Origin of the sequence: Flagellimonas hadalis, assembly GCF_007785775.2 — a bacterium.
Lineage (GTDB): Bacteria > Bacteroidota > Bacteroidia > Flavobacteriales > Flavobacteriaceae > Flagellimonas > Flagellimonas hadalis.
In genome coordinates, this window is sequence record NZ_VNIK02000006.1 from 14385 (window position 1) to 34369 (window position 19985).

Annotated in this window: 16 protein-coding genes; 3 read left to right on the forward strand and 13 right to left on the reverse strand. The window is 47.4% G+C overall.

What is annotated here, in order from left to right:
• Positions 1–4: 4 nt before the first annotated feature.
• From FOT42_RS10095 to FOT42_RS10125, 7 genes are all read right to left on the reverse strand, one after another.
• On the reverse strand, positions 5–607 hold the full coding sequence (locus FOT42_RS10095) for a fibrobacter succinogenes major paralogous domain-containing protein (RefSeq protein WP_192938370.1): 603 nt from the start codon (positions 605–607) through the stop codon (positions 5–7).
• 125 nt (positions 608–732) lie between these two features.
• The gene (locus FOT42_RS18450; RefSeq protein WP_151890453.1) at positions 733–1530 is read right to left on the reverse strand and encodes a LuxR C-terminal-related transcriptional regulator; all 798 of its coding nucleotides are present in this window, start codon (positions 1528–1530) and stop codon (positions 733–735) included.
• Positions 1531–1667: 137 nt separating this feature from the next.
• Positions 1668–2057, reverse strand: coding sequence for a DUF1398 domain-containing protein (locus tag FOT42_RS10105; protein ID WP_151890454.1), 390 nt, complete (start codon positions 2055–2057; stop codon positions 1668–1670).
• Positions 2058–2168: 111 nt separating this feature from the next.
• Positions 2169–2876, reverse strand: coding sequence for a galactosamine-6-phosphate isomerase (locus FOT42_RS10110; protein WP_151890455.1), 708 nt, complete (start codon positions 2874–2876; stop codon positions 2169–2171).
• Complete coding sequence (locus tag FOT42_RS10115; RefSeq protein WP_151890456.1) at positions 2876–3427, reverse strand: gluconate 2-dehydrogenase subunit 3 family protein; 552 nt, start codon at positions 3425–3427, stop codon at positions 2876–2878. The genes FOT42_RS10110 and FOT42_RS10115 overlap by 1 nt, the downstream gene beginning before the upstream one ends.
• A 16-nt stretch (positions 3428–3443) precedes the next feature.
• On the reverse strand, positions 3444–4523 hold the full coding sequence (locus FOT42_RS10120) for a Gfo/Idh/MocA family protein (protein WP_151890457.1): 1080 nt from the start codon (positions 4521–4523) through the stop codon (positions 3444–3446).
• A 15-nt stretch (positions 4524–4538) separates the two neighbouring features.
• Positions 4539–6230: a GMC oxidoreductase gene (locus FOT42_RS10125; protein ID WP_151890458.1), complete on the reverse strand. Its 1692-nt coding sequence runs from the start codon at positions 6228–6230 to the stop codon at positions 4539–4541.
• Between the two features lie 193 nt (positions 6231–6423).
• Between FOT42_RS10125 and FOT42_RS10130 the strand changes: the two genes are divergently transcribed.
• Positions 6424–7239, forward strand: a complete 816-nt coding sequence (locus FOT42_RS10130; protein WP_151890459.1) for a helix-turn-helix domain-containing protein — start codon at positions 6424–6426, stop codon at positions 7237–7239.
• A 24-nt stretch (positions 7240–7263) separates the two neighbouring features.
• Here the strand turns inward: FOT42_RS10130 and pafA are convergent, their stop codons facing one another.
• Positions 7264–8916, reverse strand: a complete 1653-nt coding sequence (pafA, locus tag FOT42_RS10135) for an alkaline phosphatase PafA (RefSeq protein WP_151890460.1) — start codon at positions 8914–8916, stop codon at positions 7264–7266.
• Between the two features lie 313 nt (positions 8917–9229).
• Here pafA and FOT42_RS10140 point away from each other — a divergent pair, with 313 nt between their 5' ends.
• Both FOT42_RS10140 and FOT42_RS10145 read left to right on the forward strand, forming a co-directional pair.
• Positions 9230–9991, forward strand: a complete 762-nt coding sequence (locus FOT42_RS10140) for a DeoR/GlpR family DNA-binding transcription regulator (protein WP_151890461.1) — start codon at positions 9230–9232, stop codon at positions 9989–9991.
• Positions 9992–10104: 113 nt separating this feature from the next.
• Complete coding sequence (locus FOT42_RS10145) at positions 10105–10785, forward strand: GDSL-type esterase/lipase family protein (protein ID WP_151890462.1); 681 nt, start codon at positions 10105–10107, stop codon at positions 10783–10785.
• 43 nt (positions 10786–10828) lie between these two features.
• Here the strand turns inward: FOT42_RS10145 and FOT42_RS10150 are convergent, their stop codons facing one another.
• The 5 genes from FOT42_RS10150 to FOT42_RS10170 all read right to left on the reverse strand — a co-directional run bounded on the left by FOT42_RS10150 (position 10829) and on the right by FOT42_RS10170 (position 19837).
• On the reverse strand, positions 10829–11587 hold the full coding sequence (locus tag FOT42_RS10150; protein ID WP_151890463.1) for a glycerophosphodiester phosphodiesterase: 759 nt from the start codon (positions 11585–11587) through the stop codon (positions 10829–10831).
• Positions 11588–11685: 98 nt separating this feature from the next.
• A complete protein-coding gene (locus FOT42_RS10155) occupies positions 11686–13677 on the reverse strand; it encodes a calcineurin-like phosphoesterase C-terminal domain-containing protein (RefSeq protein ID WP_151890464.1) in 1992 nt (663 codons plus the stop codon).
• Between the two features lie 9 nt (positions 13678–13686).
• Positions 13687–14919, reverse strand: coding sequence for a BACON domain-containing protein (locus FOT42_RS10160; RefSeq protein WP_151890465.1), 1233 nt, complete (start codon positions 14917–14919; stop codon positions 13687–13689).
• Between the two features lie 37 nt (positions 14920–14956).
• A complete protein-coding gene (locus FOT42_RS10165; RefSeq protein WP_151890466.1) occupies positions 14957–16525 on the reverse strand; it encodes a SusD/RagB family nutrient-binding outer membrane lipoprotein in 1569 nt (522 codons plus the stop codon).
• A gap of 9 nt (positions 16526–16534) precedes the next feature.
• Entirely contained in the window at positions 16535–19837 is a 3303-nt protein-coding gene (locus FOT42_RS10170; protein WP_151890467.1) for a SusC/RagA family TonB-linked outer membrane protein, read from the reverse strand.
• Positions 19838–19985: the final 148 nt, after the last annotated feature.

Genomic DNA, 19985 nt, shown 5'->3' on the forward strand with positions numbered 1-19985 from the left:
TGGTTTATTCCTTGATACACCTACAGTTCAACCCGCCCTTTGTTCCCGAAGGGGCAATGGAGAGTTTGGAGGCGTGCCATGCAATGGGCACGGAATACAGTCCGTAAGCGGCATCGGTATGTGGGGTTGATGTCCAAAAATAAGCCGCTTTTTTATATTCGTTGAACCCTCCATAACCGCTTTTTACACCGCCGGGCAATGCATTGAAACCAGAACTGTTGGTGCTGCTCCCATCGCTCCAGCCCTCTAGGCTTTTTAGTGCTTTGGGATCATTGCCCACATGACTGAAAAGGGTTTCCCAATCTTCCTTGGTCGGTACACGAAACCCTGCCGGGCAAGGATTGCCATTGGTCATAGCATGTATATTGTACAAATGCCCATATTGCTTTCCCGTGGTCTCGTCATAATACCATGCCCATGCAGGCTGCCCGTTATCTGTGGCCTGTTGCCACGCTTCCATACTTTGAGCATGCAAAATGGCGGTACCGTTCTGCATGGTCGATGATTCCAGGTTTTTGTCCATCCAAACCTGCGAACCTATGGTCACGGTCTGGGCATTGGCAATAAAGGAAAGTACAAAGGGAAAGAAAAAAGAAAACTGTCTCATAATCAGGATTTTTAAGTAAGAATTTAGGTTTCTTAACAAAAATAGCCCCATGCAGGTGTTGCCCGCAATACCCAATTTTGGGTATTTTGGTCGTGTTGGATAACGCTAAAAACGGTTGTTTTAATTTAGATGTACCCTTTCCTTATACATTCCGCGACAAGCTCGGAAGAGTTCTTTGCCTTGGATTTACGCAAGATGTTCTTTCGGTGGGTAAAGACGGTTTGGATGGAGATGTTCAATTCCTTGGAAACTTCATCCGTGGACAGTCCCCTTGCCAACAAGCGTATGACCTCCAGTTCCCTTTTGGTGAAGGATGGGCTGTATGCGTCAAAGTCATAGGGAACAAAATTTTCAAAAACTTGGTCCTCGAAAACATCGATTTCAAGAAACGAAGGTTCCCCGTTCAGGCCGATCAGCGACAGTTTTCGGTTGTTGACGGAAGTGATGTGGTTGATATCCGTATGGGTGCCGAAAACTTTCAGCAGCGCACCATCTTCCGTGGTCCTCAAGGTGATGGTCTGCATCAGGAACAACCGATAGTTCCCATTGGCCACCCTTTCCCTGAGACTATAATTGATTTTATAGTTCACCATTTTTTCCGGGGAGACGCAGTTTTTTAAAAAATAGGCCACCACATCCTCGCACCGCATAAAAAAATCAAGGTCGTCTGGGTGTATCAGATCAATGAACCTGTCCAGGGTAAGATCTTTCGGTTCGATGCCCAACAAGTCCCTCGTAGATTCACTCACAAGGTCCAGTGTCAGGGTAGGGGAGTCAAGAATGTAGTAGTAATAAGGCCCGGGACAAAAAAGATTGGCCATATAGTCAACAACGTTGACCGCTTTCAGTTCCACCGATTTCTTGGCCAGATAATTGCTGTGCGACTTCCAAATGTCCACAACGACTTCGTGGTTGGTTTTCATGCGTTTATGGATAAAATAGACTCTGTCCGTTCCATAAAAGAACAGGAAATGGTTGGTTTTTAGTATGTAATATAGGATAAAAAAGGCAAATTTTCGGTCCTCTTTTTGTGCTTGCCCTAGGCGTAATGTCTATGTTTTTATTGGGGTATTTTTTCTACCAGTACCTCATTCCCTTTTTTGTCATAATAGGTACAGGTCATTTTTTCCATGGACACGGCCCATTTCTCGATGCCCATTTCGGCACTCATACTTATAAAAGTGGGGTAATCCGTATTCCCTTTTTGGTGCTCTTTCAACTCAATCATGAACTGTTCCGAGTTGCATTTATCCGCAATGGCAACAGCCCCATATTTGGCAGGTGCCGTTATAGTGTATCCATTTGCACCATAATAATCTACGTGTCCATCTGTTACATAGGTTTCGTAATGGATGACCCCCATGGCTTTGATTTCCTGTATGTAAGCAGGGAAATCTGCTCCCGATTTTACTTTGCCATGTGCGGCTTTGATTTGTTCTACTGTAAACATGGTCCTCTATTGTATGGTTTGCGTGGTTTCTGTAAATGTAGTGGAAAAAGCAATTGGTAAAAGACCATCAAAAATGAAAGTATCCATTGGAAACCGATCCATTGACACAGTTTAATTTTGTTTCACCCACAAACAATCCACATTGGGGTGGAGCCATAAAAAAGTTACGGGAAACCGGGGAGTGACTTTTTCTTTCAGGAGCATGGTAGCAGCCTCTTCCTTTCCGTTCCCACAAATCAATAGGATGATCCTTTTTGCGGACAGGATATTTTGTATTCCGAGGGTCATTCCATATTCTGGTCTTTCGGGCAGTTCGCTTACCATGCCGTGAGCTTTGGATTCCTCTGACAGTTCGGCCACATGGCAAAAAGGATGGAGCGCTTCGGCAGGTTCATTGAAACCGATATGCCCGTTCTTTCCCAGGCCTAGAATGCATAGGTCTATGGTTTCTTTTTTTTCGATGAGCCGTTGAATCCGTGCGCATTCGGCTTCAGGATTTTTGGGATTGGGAAGAAAACCTGTATACCGATCGTTGCTTATTTTGAGGGGATTGAGCAGCTGTTCTTGCAAGTAGCGTTCGCAGGAACTTGGATGATCTGCAGAAAGTCCTCCCCATTCATCCAATTTTAGGACATGCAGGCCCTCAAAAAGCTTGGGGTCGTCCAGAAAGGCATCTGCCAATAGCTGATAGGTCCCCGTGGGCGAATTGCCCGTTGCGGTACAGAGGGCAAGGTCTTTTTTTCGTTCCAATTCATCCATGATGATCTTGGCGGCATGGGCGCTCATTTGCCCATAATGGTCAAAAGTGTGTATGTTCATTAGGCCCAGGCATTTTCACCATTGTACGGGATGCAGCCTTCAAACCTGCCCGGTACAGGGTTGTATCGAAGGGCCTTCGTGGCGCCGGGCTCAGAAGAGAAATACCCCCACAAGGTGAGTTCTTTCAGCATGCCAAAGAAATGGGGTTTGCCCGATGACCGGTAATTTCTTGCCTCATCATCAAACTGGGTCAACAGCTCCAGTTTTTGGTCCTTGTTCAGGTCAAGAAACGCATTTCCGTATATTTCTTCAGATTTTTCGGCTATGGTTTCGAGGCCGTTGATGAAGATGGAAGTCTCATCAAGATCATAACAATCGTTCACCATGGTTTTGATGAATGTCCCGACATGGGCCGCCTTGGCTCCAGGCGATTGGTCCGTGTCTGGGAGAATGGTCTCGCCGATTTCATCTAAAAATGGCACATCGGTATCTGTGATCAGTTGCGCTCTTTTTTTGGGAGGAGCGGAACAGCCCGACAAAAATAGTTCGGCTCCTATGATACTGCTGCCCAGCACAATGGTTGTGAGTTTTAAGGCTTCTCTTCTTTCCATGGTTTGTTCTTTATTGCTACTTCTTCCATAATTTATAAGGCTTGTCCACTTTGGTCTTGAAGGGCAGTTCCACTTTTTTCCCAGAACCTGCCGATTCGTAAGCTGCAAAAATGACCTCTAGAACGGCCTTGCCGTCCTCCCCGGTCACCAAGGGTTGCTTGTCGTTTTTGACACAGTCCACAAAGTGTTCAAACTCTTGGGGAAAGCCGTAGTTCCAACTTTCCTCATACATGGTGTAGCTCCATCCGATGGTATTACCCGCTTTTTCCACTGCGTAGCCAACCCCTTTGTTGCTGTAGGTCTGTATGGAACTGCCTTGGAGCAGGTCGGCATAGGCGACACCTTCCGAGCCATGTATTTCTGCCTTGTCATCCATGCCGCCTAGTTTGGTCCAACTTTCCTCCATCATGGCCACAACACTATCCTCAAATTCCAAAATGATGATGGCATTGTCCTCACCTTTGGTTTTATCGGCATGGACACTGGTCATCATTTGCGCATATACCGATTTGATGGCCTTTTCGGGGTGCAACCAGCGAAAAAACTGGATGGCATGGCAGCCCATGTCCATAGTGACCCCACCACCGGAACGCTCCACGTCCCAGAAATGGTCGGCATGTGGCCCATCATGCTTTTCGGATTGTTTGAAGAGGACAGGTTTTCCTAGGGCACCTTCATCCAAAAGTGCCTTCATGCGGACGTATTTTGGAGCAAAGCACAGTTCCTCTGCATACATGAGCTTCACATTGGCCTGTTTGCACGCATCGATCATGAGGTCGGCTTCCTTCAAGTTCATGCAAAGGGGCTTTTCGACCACAACATGCTTGCCCGCCTTTGCAATTTTCAGAGTGATCTCGCAATGAAGATAATTGGGCGCCCCGATGACCACCATGTCAATTTGCGGCATGGCCAGCATCTGGTCCAGGTCGGTAAAGTGGTTGGGGATATTGAATTTTTCCGCAAAGTTCTTGGCATTCCCTTCGGTGGGGGACATGACCGCCAAGATTTCCGCATCGGCCACCCTGCCCAATGCGTCTGCGTGTATAGTCGATATAAATTGTGAACCTACGAGTCCGATCCCTACTTTCTTGTCCATTGTTGCATTTTTATATTATAAGATACCGCTTTTGAATTGTGCCACGGCATACGTGGCCGCTCTGGCCGTAAGTGCCATGTACAAAATGGAAGGGCTTTGGTTCCCTGTGCTGGTCATGCAGGCACCGTCCGTGACAAAGACATTCTTGCAGGCATGCAATTGGTTGTGCTCGTTCAGCAGGGAAGTTTGTGGGTCTTTGCCCATCCGTACACCGCCCATTTCGTGGATGTCGAGGCCTGGGGCCTGTTTGTTATCGAGGGTCTCAATGTCCGTACAACCCATTTGTTCCAACATTCTTTGGCTTTCGATCAAAAAATCATTGACCATTTTGTCATCATTTTCGTCATAGCCCACATCGGTCACCAATAGGGGAATGCCCCAATCATCAGTCTTGTCAGGGCTGAGATATACCCTGTTGGAAGCCTTGGGAATGGTCTCGCCCTGCATGTACATATAGATGCGCCAATCGCCCGGCTTGCTGATCCGGTGCTTAAAGTCTGCCCCAAGTTGAGGGACATTATCGGGCACTTCTTCGGTCCTGTTCCGATAGCCCCCTGTGAAAATGGTATAACCGCCCACAAAGTCGGTATCCTGTTCCTTGAGGTTGCGGTAATTGGCGATGATGCATTCCGAAGGTCTTGAGCCGTAGTAGTATTTATCCTCGAATCCACTGATTTTTCCGCCAGCACTGGCCCTATAATTATGGAAGCCGACGTACCTTCCCAAAAGGTCATGGTCATTGCCCAAGCCGTATGGAAAGCGTTCCGATCTTGAATTGAGCAAGATCAGGTTGGAATTGAGCGCCGATGCATTCACAAATATGATACGGGCATTGTAGACAATCTCCTCTTTGGTGTTCGTGTCGATGACCTTGACCCCTGAAGCCTTTCCGGAAGCATCATCATAGATGATGGAATGCACTACAGAAAACGGACGTATGGTCAGGTTCCCGGTTTTTTCCGCCCAGGGCAATGTGGAGGCGTTGGAACTGAAATATCCTCCAAAGGGGCAGCCCCGCATACACTTGTTGCGGCATTGGCACTTGCTCCGACCTTGATCCAGATGGATTTGCTCCGGCTCGCTCACGTGGGCCCATCGGCCTTGCGCCAAGTACCTTCCGGGAAACTTTTTTTCAAGGACATCCTTCATGTGCTCTTCCACACAGTTCAGCTCGAAAGGGGGAAGAAATTCGCCATCGGGCATGGCTTCGATGCCGTCCTTGTTCCCACAGACCCCTATGAATTTTTCCACATGGGAATACCATGGGGCAATGTCATCATAACCAATGGGCCACGCTATCCCGTAGCCATATTTTTGGGGCGCCTTGAACTCATAATCGCTCCAACGCTGGCAGGCGCGACCCCAGATGAGTGACTTTCCGCCCACTTGATAGCCCCTGATCCAGTCGAACGGTTTTTCTTGGATGTAGGGATGGTCGGCATCCTTGATGAAAAAATGGGCCGTGTCCTCGCCAAATCCGGAAGCCTTGGTAATCAGGGGATTTTCTTGATAGAATTCCTTGGTCATCCTGCCGCCATGGGCAAAATCCCAAGGGTCCATGGTCATGGTCGGGTAGTCCTTGATGTGCCTTACGTCCCGTCCCCGTTCCAACACCAGGGTTTTCAGTCCCTGCTCGCAGAGTTCTTTGGCCGCCCAGCCCCCGGATATGCCCGATCCGATCACGATGGCATCAAACTGGTTTTCCATTGGAGATATGTTTGTGGTTGTTTTAAAGTTATAAAACCTTTTGTTCAATTTCAGGTTTTTCCTATCCCATACAAGTCTATTTATGAGGGATTTCTTGTTCGGCAGTTTATGGCCAGATTTCCAAAGGTGGTTGTTTCATCCGATACTCTTTTTGTAAATTACTCCATATTTTTTGTAAAATCGTGATGGGACAATGATCAAAGAGGCAGATTTAAAGCGCTTTTACTTTGAACTGGATGAGGAGACACCTGTGCAGGTGCTTCTGAACAGGCATGAAGATGTTGGTGAAGGCTGGTTCGATATGCATTATGAACTGGAACTGGGGGTAGTTGTCGAAGGAAGGATGGTCAGGGAATACTTTGGTCACAAGATGGAAATTGGGCCCGGGGACATCTGGCTTTGCAATATGTGGGAGCCACATGGTTTTGAGATTGTGGAGGCTCCCTGTGAAGTGGTCGTTTTTGTAGTGGACCCAAAATATGGTGCCACATCCCATTTTCTGAACAAGGACATTTCCAGGGCATTTATGGCTTCACCTGGTGAAAGACCCAAAACATTACCCGATTCAAGGGAAAAGATGAGAGGTTTGGCCAAAAAGGTCCAGGTACAGTTCTCCGAAGATGATGATCCTGATTGGGCCAAGCTTTATTTTTTTCAGACCATGCTTTCATTGATTGAAAAATGGGAACCGCAGAGCCCAATGACCAGTTATGGTTCCCGAACATCCATTCAAGGGGCCCTTCGGTTGATTTTCAGGGAAAGACGATTGATCACCACCAAAGAGGCCGCATCGGCCTGTAATATGTCGGTAACCAAGTTCACGGCACTGTTCAAGGATCTTATGGGGTCGACCTTTTCTGATTTCGCCCTCCAATATAGGATTAAGGGTGCCGCTTCCCAATTGAAGAACTCGGAGCTTACCCAAGAGGCTGTGGCATTGAATTGGGGATTCACCGATGCAAGCCATTTGCACAAACACCTTTATCATGCGGTGGACAAAAAGTGTTGAGCCATTTGGCTGGCACTTGTTTTTTCACTCAAAAATCTCACCAATGGGCCTTCTGTCCGAAGCATCGGGCAGGGGAATATCCAAAAGCATCGACAAAGTGGGTGCTATTTGTGTAATGGTGTGCGGGGCAATGCTCAAGCCTTGTTTCACACCCCATCCGTACCAGAGCATGGGCACGTGCGTGTCCGTGGTGTAGGCCGTTCCGTGGGTGGTCCCGTAATCCCGTTGGTCCATCCAGCCAGGAAAGGAGTGGAGGAGAATGTCCCCGGAGTTTTTGGAATTGTAGGCATTGCGCACAAACTCACCTATGGTACTGTTCATCAAGTTCCATTCGTGAAGGGCAGGAACAAAAACCTCTTTCACGCTGTCCAAGTTTTGCAGGTATAGGGCCGCTTTTTTAAGAAGTTCCGTATTCGCCCTGATTTCTGGAGCCAAATAGACTTGGGTGTTATCGATAAACAAGACACCGTTTTCAATTCCGGATTCCTTGGAAAGGTATTCATTCAGTTTTTGGCCCATCTGCTCGGGATCATAACTGCTTCCGGGAAGTCCTTTTTGCTCCAAGAACCCGGGATGGTCACTGGCAGCATGGTCAGCGGTAAGGAACACCAAATAGTTGCCTTTGCCCACGGTTTTGTCCAAATGGACCAATAGCCGGGCCAGTTCCCTGTCCAGCCGCACATAAGTGTCCTCCAGCTCTTTGGAGCGAATCCCAAAATAATGTCCCACATAGTCGGTGCTGGAGTAACTCAAGGCTAGAAAATCCATGTCCTTGCCTTTCCCCAGGCCTTCTCCATCTATCGTGGCCATGGCCATTTCCGTTACTATGGTATTTCCGAAGGGCACCTCGGTGAGCATGGCAAAATCGCCATTTTGTTTTCTCAGTTTTTTCAGGTTATAGGGAAAGGTACTTTTCTTGTTGCCCTTGTAGATTTTTTCAAAAGGGGAATCGTCAGGATTGCTGTTTTGATAGCGTTCCATGGGTAAAAAGGGAGCCCAGGTCAGGTTCATTAGAGAATCGGAAAGTTTTCTTTTGTTGAAAGCGATGAGCCAATCCGGCAATTGTTCCCCATAATATGAACTGCTGATGAAATTGCCATTCCCCGAATGGTACCAAAAGGCATGATCGGCCATATGGCCGGAAGGGAAGATGGCGGAACGGTCTTTTAGGGAGACCCCGACCACCTTGGACCGTCCATTCGTGCTTAGTTTCAGCTCGTCCGTAATGGTATTGGCCATTAGGTTCTTTGGAGATCGGGAGTAGTTTTCCTTTTTGTTGGGATCCATCGAAGCTGGGTCGTCCACAAGCGAAACCTCCATATCCTCGGCACAATAAACGGTCCTGCTCTCCGCACGGCTATACCAATTGTTGTTGACGATGCCGTGGTTGGCTGGCGTTGTTCCGGTATAGACGGAAGAATGCCCTGCCCCAGTGGTGGTGGGGACGTAGTTATAGTGCATGTTCTTTACATTGAACCCTTTGCCCATCAAGCGTTTGAATCCACCCTCTGTATAATTGTCTTGAAAACGGTAGAGGTATTCGGCCCTCATTTGGTCCACCACGATGCCGACCACCAGCTTTGGTTTGGATTCTTGTTGGGCGGACACTATATTCAGGAAACATAGGGACACCATAAGGATTTTGGGCAAATGGCCCATGTTGAAAAAAGATTTCATGTGTTTGGATTTATTGATGAAAAATGGATTGTATGGATAGGGGACTTAAAATATATTATGTACGCTAATATACGGCCCTAAATACTTTCATACAATATCTTTTTATTTCATTTTGTTATTTTTACCGACCCATATTCGTGATTTTGAGATCTAATCCTTCCTTTTTGAATTAGATAAGGATAAAATCCTTCTGCATTGGGAAAAGTGCAAAATGGAAATGGGAAGAGATTGGGCGATGCAAACATTTGCTCCAGAATGTATACCTTTAAGCAATTCAGTCATCATACATGACACACTAACTAACCATTATTGAATGAATACAGTAGAACGGCACAAACATATCCTCGAGAAAATTCAACAAGAGGGACAGATCAAGGTTCAATACATTTGTGAGACCATGGATATTTCGCCGGTCACGGCACGGAAAGACCTCAAGTTCTTAGAGGAAAAAGGGTTGGTGTATCGGGTGCACGGAGGGGCAACATTGATCAATCCCTACACCATCGACAAGCACGTCAATGAAAAAGAGAAAATCCACTACGATGAAAAATCGAAGATTGGTGCAGCTGCCGCAAAGTTGATCACTCCCAATGATTCCATCCTTATCGCATCAGGGACAACGGTGCTGGCCTTGGCCAAGAGCATTGTGCCCCAGGAAAACCTTACCGTGATTACCTCTGCCTTGAATGTTGCCCTGGAACTCAACAAGCATTTGGAGATCGAGGTGATACAGTTGGGAGGTGTGCTTCGCAAGCGCTCCTCTTCTGTGACGGGACTTTATGCGGAATCTATTTTGCCCGACTTTTCTTGTAGTAAATTTTATTTGGGGGTCGATGGGATCGATCTTGATTTTGGATTGACCACGGCCAATGTGATGGAGGCCCACCTGAACAGGGAAATGATCAAGGTTTCGCAGAAAACCATCGTTCTGGCCGATTCCACCAAGTTCAGCAAACGAGGTTTTGGCCGTATCTGCGGCTTTGAGCACATTGATGAGATCATCACCGATCAAGGGATTTCCAAATTTACCCAAAACGCCCTCGAAGAGTATGGCATCAAGGTGACCATCGTCTAAGCTATACCAAAAATAAAGATGATAGCAGGGTTTCGAAATTCATGAAAATCCTTTTAGGAAGGTTCCGATAAATTTCCTTATATTTCGATTGCTTTCTAAAATTTGATTTTAAAATGAAATTTCCAGTTACCCGAGTGATTCTATATACTGCCCTATTGGGAACCGCGAGCGTTGTGGCCCAAACTGAAGAAATCAATAGGGATTATCGTCCCCGAACCTATGATGTCCAGGTGCGTCAGTTCAAAATCTATCCCGATACCACGGAAGATATCGTCTTCCTGGGCAACAGCATCACGGCCCGAGCGCAGTGGAACGAATTGCTGCAACTTCCACAGGCCAAAAACCGTGGAATTTCAGGGGATACCACCTTTGGTATCTTGGAACGTTTGGATGAGGTGACCGAAGGACAGCCTGCCCAAATTTTCTTGTTGATCGGAATCAACGATATTTCACGGAATTTCCCTGATGAAGAGATTATCCAGAATTATGAAACTATCATCACAAGAATAAAAAAAGAGTCACCCAACACCCGATTGGTGGTACAGACCATTCTCCCCGTAAACAGCAGTTTTGGGGAATATGAAAGGCATTACAATAAGGATGGACATATTGCCAAAGTCAACGAAGGGATCAAGCAATTGGCGAAAAAGTACGGGTTGACGTTAATTGATCTACATCCCTTGTTTTTGGACGATTCGGGCAGTTTGAAAGCTGAATATACGGATGAGGGCCTACACCTGAATGAAAAGGGATATTTGCATTGGGCAGAAATCCTACGTCCTTATTTTGATTAAGAAGTTCAGAATTCTGCCCGGAATCAAAAATCAGAATTGCTAACTATTTTTGTGCTGACAAAAGGTCAAAAAGCCGCTCTGGCTCATTGGTGGTAATGAAGTCGACCTTTTTCTGGATCATGTCCATCATGTCTTCCTCCGTATTTACGGTCCAAACATTGACGGTCATGTTTTCCTTGTGTGCCTCCTCGATCCATTCAGGATGGTTCCGATAGACTTTGATGTTGTAATCAATGCTGGTGTATCCCGATTTCTTGGCCTCGGAGGGTGCCAGGTCGCCATTGAGATAAGCCACTTCGGACCCAGGTGTCAATTGGCTGACCAAAACCCCTGCGTCAAAATCAAAAGTGATGTACTCCACCTGATCCTCACCCCCCAGTTGCTTTACCAAGGCCACGGCCTTTTCGGTCAGTAGCAGGGTGTGTCCCTTGCCCGAGGGGGCTTTCTTGATTTCCAGGATCATACGGGTCTTGTCCTGTTGGAGCCCTTCCTTCAGATAAGCTTCCAACGTAGGGATTTTTTCACCGTTTGGAAGGGAAACGGACAGCAAATCGGCATAATTGGTATGCTCAATGTCCATCCCCATAAAGTCTGCATCATGGTTTACGACCGGAACACTGTCCAAGGTCATGTGGACGTCAAACTCGGCCCCATAATAGCCCAACTCGATGGCATGTTTCAATGCGGCGATGGAGTTTTCGGGCAGACCCTGTGTTTTCCATGCTCCCCTGTGGGCGATGACACGGGTTTCCGCACCCGTTTCTTGTGAGCAGGATATGTTTGAAAGTAGGAGGGGGAGCATTAAAAATGCCCCCCGTCTTATCAATTGAGAATAAATGGATGTTAATTTCATAATGATTATTGAAATGTCTGTAATTTAATCAATGCGAATGGATTGGATCAGGTTATGGCTGTTGAAAATGCCTTTGGGCGTTCCATACTTTCGGTATAGACCCTACCAAAACGATCGGTCACCCGAATCTCCAGAGTAGTATCTGGTGCTGATGCCCGAACCTTGAACAGGTGAGCCGTTTCATTGGTCGTGAAAGACCCTGTGGGTTGTGCACCAACGTTCAATCTCTTGGCTTCATAGGAAATGATGTGCAGCGGATCCAACGTTTTGACCCTGGAAATATCCAAAGGTTGCCCGTTCTCGCTTACCTCGATTTGCCATTGGTCATCATAGCCCCAGATATTGATCAAAACCTCATTGCTGGAGTTGGGCTGGGCATAGGGTCCGGCATATTGGGCCATATCATCTTCCGAAGCGTTCGGTGCAAACTCGGCCGCCGTAATGTGGATTGTGTTCAAATCGTAGGCACGGAACTGATAATCGGTATCAAAACCAATGCTCTTGTATTGCCACTGCATTTGGTTGCCATTGATTTCCCAAATCCCATATCCTCCCGGGCTCCCGTCCTTGCAGATATGGTTTCCAGCATAACCTTCGCGGCCTGTCCACCACCAAGTGGCGCAAATGGCGGCGGTGTTGTGCTCCATAATGCCAGGTTCTTCCTCAACAGTGAAGTTGATATGGGTGTGACCCGTAAGAATGTGCACCGTTGTGAACTCTTGAAGGCTGGCCATGAGTTCCGGTGCATTGTCCAATTTATAGGCGTTGACCTGATTTCCGCTACCGTCCAGTGAAGGGTTGCCATACACAGGCGTGTGTGTTGCAATCACAATAGGAGTGCTCTTGTCGGTGATCATGGCCAGATCCTTTTTCAGCCATTCCAACTGTTCGGTGGACAAACGTTCCCTATAATTGCGGCTTCCAACGGTTCCCTGTGAACCGCCCGAGTTCAAATATTCCACATCATCGAGCACCACATAATGGATCTGGCCCAGATTGAAGGAATAATAGGTCGGGCCCAAAATGTTCCTGTACCGATCTTCGGCTAAGCGATCGTTGGCGAAGTAGGGGTCATAATCGTGGTTGCCGATCACGTTGAACACGGGGGAATGCAATTGGTTCATGTATGGGATATAGTCGTTGAGCCCAAAACCATTGCTGTACCAATAGAGGTCCCAGGTCATGTCGCCAAGGGTGAGCACATATATTTTTTTACCTGCTGCGGTGTGCGAATCGATCATGGCATTCACATCGGGCAGCACCATATTCTGGAACTGTTCCAAATCGTTGTTTCGGTTGGCCAGATGCCAATCGGCCATGGTCAATACCACATGCTCTGCATTGTCGGTCTCGATCAACGAGAAATCGTGCTGTTCCACTGTTCCGGTACTGGTGGTGAGCCGTTTGAAGAATTGGGGCGCATTACCATTGGCAGGAACTTCGTAGTTTCCAGGCACGGAGATGAAAACAAATCCAGATGCTTTGTTGGAAGGCAGATAATAGATACCATCCTCGTCTGTAGTGGTGACCTCATGGCCATCGGAGACCACAACGCCGGATACTCCAACGCCGTTGCTGAATACAATTCCCTTGATGGTCATCCCTTCAATATCCGGAATGTCGGACTCGGCTACGATGTTCAGTTGAACGGTTCCCAATGCCAAGGTTTCCCCACTTCGGGAGAGTACCAAACGGTATCCGCCTGATGGCATTTCGGTGGGCAGCGTAAAAGTCGCTGATGCTTCAGTGGTGGAGCCAATGGACGTGGTGAAGGTTTTGGAGCCATCCAAAGTGGAGATCCATTCAATCTGGTCGCCGACCTTGAATCCTTTTCCATTTAGGGTGAACTCACTCCCGGCCGAGGCATTGATCACCGGAGGTACGGAGACCCCGGTGATGCCCAGGCCATTGTTCGGGGGGACGTCATTATTACTATCGGAACTGCAGGCAATCAATCCAAAAAAAGGGATGTTTAGAGTGGTGATGGAGGCGAGACCTCCAATACCGGTTTTTACGAACTTTCTACGGGTATGCTTCATTGGATATGCCTAGTTGATGATTACTACTTTGATGTCGTCGATAAAGATCCTGTTCTTGCCCGCTCCTACACCATTCAGGTCAAAGGCTCCTCCAAGAAAACGCAGTTGTGTCTCGGCGGTTGCTCCTGTAATGGTGAAAGTGTAGGTGCTGCTCTCGTCTTCCCATATCAGGACACAATCGGGATCGGCATCATAATCAGGGTAATTGCTGACGGTGAAAGAAGGAACGCTGGTAGTCCCAGGGCCTACAACACCCACTATAAGATTATTGTCATCTTGGGTTCCACCTGCCGTCTCATACGGAACGGCCTTGAAGGTGACCTGTACGTCGGTAGGTCCATCCAGTGCTGCCAGTGGGGGAGAGATAAGGTCGCCACCATAGTTGGTCTTGCCGAGTTTCACAAACCCTGGACGTGCATAGACCACTTTTTGGTTGCTGGTAAAGGTGTTCTCGGTACTTGTCCAGCCTCGGGCTAATTCTTCCTCGGTCCACCCATCATCAATACGCTTTTCACCTGCCGTCTCATAAAAAATTCTGTTTCCATAGGTAAGCCAGCTGAAATCTTCTTCCAGGATAACATTGCCGGCAGACTGCGTGATCTCTACTTCTTCCAAAAGGCCATTGGTGGTTGATTGGATGGTGAGAGTGATGCTTCGTTCCAAGCCTGTATTTTTCTCCGCTTGCAGTATCAAGGCGTTTTCGGATTGTTCCACCCCTGTGATCCAGCTTTCATCGTCCAGTATGTACGTCCATTCTACATTAGTCTCCAATGCAATGTTCACCTCGCCTCCGGCTGATGGCACAGAGATGCCATTCTCGGCATTGAGAATGGTGATGTAGGGCACATTGGCCTCTTGGTCTATCCGGAACAGAACGGGCTGTTCTTGTCCGTCTACCACAAAGGCGAAATTGGCGGTCCTGTCTTCGAAAGAGTCATTGGGGTCCACATTGAACCTGAATATACCGTCATTGTCCCCTTCGTTGGGAAATGCTTCTACCCAATCGTTATCGGATTGGGCCACCACTTTCCAATCCCTGTTGGAACGTACCACATATTTTTGGCTGATGCCCTCCACACTCACGGAAAGGGAGGTGGGGTCTTCCTCGATCATAAAATAGGGTTCGCCCATGCTTTCTCCTCCGTTGTCGTCATCACAGGACACGGCAACGAAGCAGGAAACGACTAATACCCAAAACAACTTCGGGAACGATTTCGCTATACTATTTTTATTATACATCATTTTGAGATTTTATCTAAATGTTTGTTGGCTGTTTATTTTACTGTTCAATGGCTTCCTTGCTCCACCATACGGGTGTTTTCATGTTGTTTTCCCCGCCCATTCGGCTCAATGCTTCTTGGGCATTTTCGCCATTGGTGGCCATGGTCGTGTTTGGGTAGGCGAATCGGGTTGGCAATATAAAGTCGTTGTAAATGGCCCCGTCACCTATGGTGAGTTCGGGATAGCCAGTACGTCTGTATTCATGGTAGGCTTCCATGCCCACCCAGAAGAGGGCGAGGAACTTTTGGTTGGCGATGAGCTCTTCCTTGTTCCCCAAACTGTCCCATGATGCCAAGTCCGATGCCAAAAAGGCGGTGATGTCCTCATTGGAAATGGTCACAGGTGTTTCGCTATACTGGCCAAGTGGCGCCCATTTTTCGATGGAAGCCGTAACGGCCGATTCATAATATTGTCGAGCCATTGCTTCTCCACCGGGAATCAAACCTTTTAGCGCGGCTTCTGCAAAGATGAACTGTACTTCGGCATAATCCATGAAAAAGCCAGGGGCATCGGCACGGCAGAAAACGGCCGCATTGAGCCAGGAAGTACCTCTGTCCACATCACTTTGTTCAGACTCTGTACAGCCGGCCACGGTGCCCTTCCATACAAAGGGAAGATTGGGGTCTGTGTTCGGATTTTTCTTTCCGTAAATCGCCAATCGGGGATCTTCATAGATCTGCTCGTCAGTTTCATTGGTCAGAACGGTCATTTTGATGAGTTGTTCCGTGAGCTTTCTTCCTGAGCTGGTAAAGCTACCCTCATTGGTATTGTTGAATTCACTTCGATATGGGTCACTTCCTGAGAAAACAACGGTGGCATTGTCATCATTGGAAGTAAAGACAGGATACCTTGATGGATTGTTCAGGATTTCGGTCATTTTGCTCCCTGAGTTCATGGAGCTTCTTCCACTTACACGGTTCAATAGGCGTAGGTAGAGGGAATTGTTGAATTTACGCCACTGGTTCATGGAGCCGCCATACATGCCATCCAAAGCGGGTTTGATGAACGTTGGGTTGGTGGCATAAATGCCATTGGCCTCTTCCAGTTCGGCGAACATTTGTCGGTACACCTCTTCTTGGGAATCGAACTTGGGTTTGATCACCCCTTCATCCGATAGGGCCAAAAAGGCCTCGGAGTAGGGGATATCCCCAAAGATGTCCGTTAGGTTGGATAGGTACAATACTTTCAATGTGATGGAAATGGCTTCCAAGGATGGGTCTTCCTGCTCAATGCTCAAATCGTGCATGTGCAATGCATTGTTGGCATATCGTGCATAAAAGTTCCATACGCTTTGCCAGTTGGCATCACTGATGAAATAACGGTGCTCTTGGCGGGTGGTCCCGCCGGTGAAGGCCGTGAACTGGATGAGCTCATTGTTCCAGAACCAGGTATAGTTCTGCCAGGCATTGGCCCCGTTGTACAGAAGGGGCTCAAACATCCCACTGGCCTGTATGTCCCCTACATTGGTCCTGTTGGGGTCTGTGTTGGTTTCTTCAAAATTGTCGGTACACGCCCAGGTGAGTACCAAGATTCCTATAAGTAGTGCTGTTTTTTTCAACGTTTTCATGCTTTATGATTAGAATGAAAGTTTAACATTTAGACCGTATGTACGGGTCATTGGAAAGGTCACGGACTCGATACCCATCATGATGTTGGATCCGTTCAACATCCCTGTTTCAGGGTCGTATTGGGGGAAATCGGTCCAACAAAACACATTGGTCGCAAAGATTCCAAAGCTCATGTCCTGAAATATGCCTGTACTCTCCATTATTTTTCGTGGCATCTGATAGTCCAATCGTAGCTCCCTCAACTTCAAGAAGTCTGTGCTGAAGGTGTTCATCTCTGTATTGTTCCTGTTCCAGATGTAGGCGTTGTAATAGGTTTGGATGTTTTCCGTTACCGTTGTGTTCTTGGTATAGGTAACGGTGCCGTCCGTGTTCTCCACTACATTGACCCCTTCATGGACCAATCCGTCATACCGACCTTCCAAGGAGTTTTTTAGTTTTCCTTGATACGAAAGGGCAAAATTGGTCACAGAATAAGCGCTTCCTCCCATCTGTGCTGAAAAAGATGCGGATAGGGAAAGGTTTTTGTATCTGAAACGTTGCGTCATACCGCCTCTCCAATCGGGGTTTACTTTTGCGATCTCACGGTCTGGAGATTCATCCAGGACAGGGTATCCTTGGGAATTTACAATGTGCATCCCGGAAGCATCAACTGTTTCCCCATTTTCATCGATATAAGTGGCTCCTTCTGGTGCTCTTTGAAACCCACGTCCATAGATGTTGTGCATTTCCCCGCCCAAATAGGAGTAGACATAGACCCTGCCACCAATGGTCGTACCCATATCGGTCTGTAGGGGTTCCTCAGGATCCCAACCTTCCTGCAAGCTTACCAACGTGTTGTTGTTCTTGGACCAGTTGGCATCGAATGACCATTCAAAATCCTTGGTACGTATCGGGACAAAACGGGCAGCAATTTCAATACCTTCATTGGTAATTTCCCCGGCATTGATGATCCTGCCGGTCGCACCGGTAATTTGGTCCACATTAACGGACACAATCTGGTCTGTGGTAGAGGAATAATATTTTGTGATGTCAAATGACAATCGGTTTTTGAAGAACTTGGCCTCAAGTCCCACTTCCCAACTTTCAATGTTCTCCGGTTTGATGAGTGGGTTCCGAATGGTTCCTGGTAGTACATATCCTCCTGGAAAAGAAGTATTTCCGTAAGGTTGGGACAACGAGTAGGCTCCGGTATCGTTACCCACGTTGGCCCATGAAAAACGCAACTTGGTGAAATCTATCCAAGGGGCGTTGGTCTGGAAGTCAAGGACTTTGTCAACAAGGACACTTGCCGCCACAGAAGGATAGAAGAACGACCAATTGCCTGGGGACAAGGTGCTGGACCAGTCATTACGTGCGGTAACATCCAAAAAGTAAGTGTCGTCCCAGCCCAAAGACAACATGCCGTAAAAACTGTTCACGACCTTTTTGCTCCTATAGTTGTAGTTGTCCGGGTTGACCCCTGTGGGCAAGTTGGTGGTGTGGTAGATGCCTTCTTCACCCAATTGTTCCAAGGTGATCCTGCTGTTGTAATATTCGTTCACCCTATTGTTTCCGCCCACAAAGGCAGAGAGAGTGAACTTTCCATCAGCCATGTCGTTGTTCTCATAACGCAACATGAAGTCGTTGTTGTTCTCCAAATAACGCACAGTTTGTTCCCTATAAAAACCATTTGGATAGTCGGTTGTGTAAAAAGGCCTACGTTGTGTCCTAAACTCCGTGGACCAGTCCAGACCTGAGCGTAGGTCCAATGAAAGGCCGTGCCCAAGATCAAAGTTCAGGCCAATGTTCCCGAACACCCTATTTTTATCATGGGCGCTAAGGGCCTCATACAGGGTACGGTAGGGGTTGTATGAATTTGCGGAAGGGAATACCAGACCTTGTCCATTTTCTCCCTCCGAGGACCAATTCACAAAATTGTACCGGCCATCAAAATATTCGTTTTTCCAATCATCCATACTGTTCACGTTGAAGCCCCAGATCAAGGCATACATGGGATTGGATTCATCATAACCTCCCCCGGGCATGTTGTCACTTCTCTTTCGGTAGTAATTGACCTTGGAATTCAAGGAAATCCAATCATTGATCGGTGTATTGAACGCCAAGGATACCGATTGACGATCAAACCCTGTGTTGGGCATGATCCAATCATTTTTGAAATCGGTGATGGAAAGTCTACTGGAAGTCCCTTCGCCGTTGTTTCCATTGATGCTCACGGTATTGATGGTAGTAACTCCTGTTTGGAAAAGGCCGGTATACCAATCGTCTTGATATACCCAAGGTAGTTTGGAGAATGTCCCGGTCTCCCAGTTTTTGGAAGCGTACAGGTAGCGCATCTTGTTTGGGTCGAACCGCTCTCCAAAGGTATATCTGGAGTAATGTCTGTTGGTTGCCACGCCATCAGGGACCATATCTTCTGTCAATTCCCAAAGGGAATACGGTTGTTCGCCCATATCGGAACCATTTCCATATTCTGTTTGGAAATCGGGGAAGAACCCGGCTTGTTCAAAGCTGACGGTGGTATTGATGGTAATGCCCAGTCCCTTTCCTTTTTTACCTGATTTGGTGGTGATCATGATGGCTCCATTCGCTGCCCGTGAGCCATAGAGGGCTGCTGCTGCAGGACCTTTGAGCACTGATACGGACTCAATGTCCTCGGGGTTGATATCGCTCAACCCATCGCCAAAATCCACAGGAGCATCGGCTTGCGCATAGTTACTTACGGCACGGGTGGCTGTCATACCTGAGCTGATGGGCACCCCATCCACTACAATAAGTGCCTCGTTGCCGCCATAGTTCAACGACTGGTCGCCCCTGAGGGTAACTCGGATGGAACCACTTGGGCCAGATCCCGCTTGGGCAAAGAACAGTCCCGGCACCTTGCCGGACATACCGTTCATCCAGTTTCCGGATACGGATTTGGTGACTTCCTCACCTTCCACTTTGGCAACGGCATACCCCAATGATTTTTCCTCACGGGTTATGTTGAGTGCTGTGACCACAACTTCATCGAGCTCGCTGGCATCCTCTTCTAAGGTGATTTCTTGGAAAGAACCCGCCCGTGCAGAAACCTCTAGGGTTTTGTACCCGACATAAGAAATCTCAAGGACGATCTGGTTTTTAGAGGGAGTTAGACTGAACTGTCCATCAAAATCGGAAACGACACCATTGGGAGTGCCTTGTTCAACTATCGAGGCTCCGGGTAGGGGCACACCAGTTTGGTCGGTCACTACACCCTTGATTTGATTTTCTTGGGACCAAACCGAGAAAGAGAGCAGGCTGCACAAGAGCAAATACACATAACTTTTTTTCATTGGATTCCTAAAATTTAGTTTAAGTAGTTGGTTTTTTAAATGCTTAAGATATTATTAACGATTACGAAAGTAACAAAAAAAAATAAAAACAAATACAATTTTGGCAGTTTACGGATTTTTTTTTGCATTTCTGTTATTTTAACGTTGT

What these genes read in the sequence shown, in the direction of transcription:
- FOT42_RS10095 (WP_192938370.1), bottom strand. Translation starts at nt 607, where the DNA reads ATGAGACAGTTTTCTTTTTTCTTTCCCTTTGTACTTTCCTTTATTGCC.
- FOT42_RS18450 (WP_151890453.1), bottom strand. Translation starts at nt 1,530, where the DNA reads ATGAAAACCAACCACGAAGTCGTTGTGGACATTTGGAAGTCGCACAGC.
- FOT42_RS10105 (WP_151890454.1), bottom strand. Translation starts at nt 2,057, where the DNA reads ATGTTTACAGTAGAACAAATCAAAGCCGCACATGGCAAAGTAAAATCG.
- FOT42_RS10110 (WP_151890455.1), bottom strand. Translation starts at nt 2,876, where the DNA reads ATGAACATACACACTTTTGACCATTATGGGCAAATGAGCGCCCATGCC.
- FOT42_RS10115 (WP_151890456.1), bottom strand. Translation starts at nt 3,427, where the DNA reads ATGGAAAGAAGAGAAGCCTTAAAACTCACAACCATTGTGCTGGGCAGC.
- FOT42_RS10120 (WP_151890457.1), bottom strand. Translation starts at nt 4,523, where the DNA reads ATGGACAAGAAAGTAGGGATCGGACTCGTAGGTTCACAATTTATATCG.
- FOT42_RS10125 (WP_151890458.1), bottom strand. Translation starts at nt 6,230, where the DNA reads ATGGAAAACCAGTTTGATGCCATCGTGATCGGATCGGGCATATCCGGG.
- FOT42_RS10130 (WP_151890459.1), top strand. Translation starts at nt 6,424, where the DNA reads ATGATCAAAGAGGCAGATTTAAAGCGCTTTTACTTTGAACTGGATGAG.
- pafA (WP_151890460.1), bottom strand. Translation starts at nt 8,916, where the DNA reads ATGAAATCTTTTTTCAACATGGGCCATTTGCCCAAAATCCTTATGGTG.
- FOT42_RS10140 (WP_151890461.1), top strand. Translation starts at nt 9,230, where the DNA reads ATGAATACAGTAGAACGGCACAAACATATCCTCGAGAAAATTCAACAA.
- FOT42_RS10145 (WP_151890462.1), top strand. Translation starts at nt 10,105, where the DNA reads ATGAAATTTCCAGTTACCCGAGTGATTCTATATACTGCCCTATTGGGA.
- FOT42_RS10150 (WP_151890463.1), bottom strand. Translation starts at nt 11,587, where the DNA reads ATGCTCCCCCTCCTACTTTCAAACATATCCTGCTCACAAGAAACGGGT.
- FOT42_RS10155 (WP_151890464.1), bottom strand. Translation starts at nt 13,677, where the DNA reads ATGAAGCATACCCGTAGAAAGTTCGTAAAAACCGGTATTGGAGGTCTC.
- FOT42_RS10160 (WP_151890465.1), bottom strand. Translation starts at nt 14,919, where the DNA reads ATGATGTATAATAAAAATAGTATAGCGAAATCGTTCCCGAAGTTGTTT.
- FOT42_RS10165 (WP_151890466.1), bottom strand. Translation starts at nt 16,525, where the DNA reads ATGAAAACGTTGAAAAAAACAGCACTACTTATAGGAATCTTGGTACTC.
- FOT42_RS10170 (WP_151890467.1), bottom strand. Translation starts at nt 19,837, where the DNA reads ATGAAAAAAAGTTATGTGTATTTGCTCTTGTGCAGCCTGCTCTCTTTC.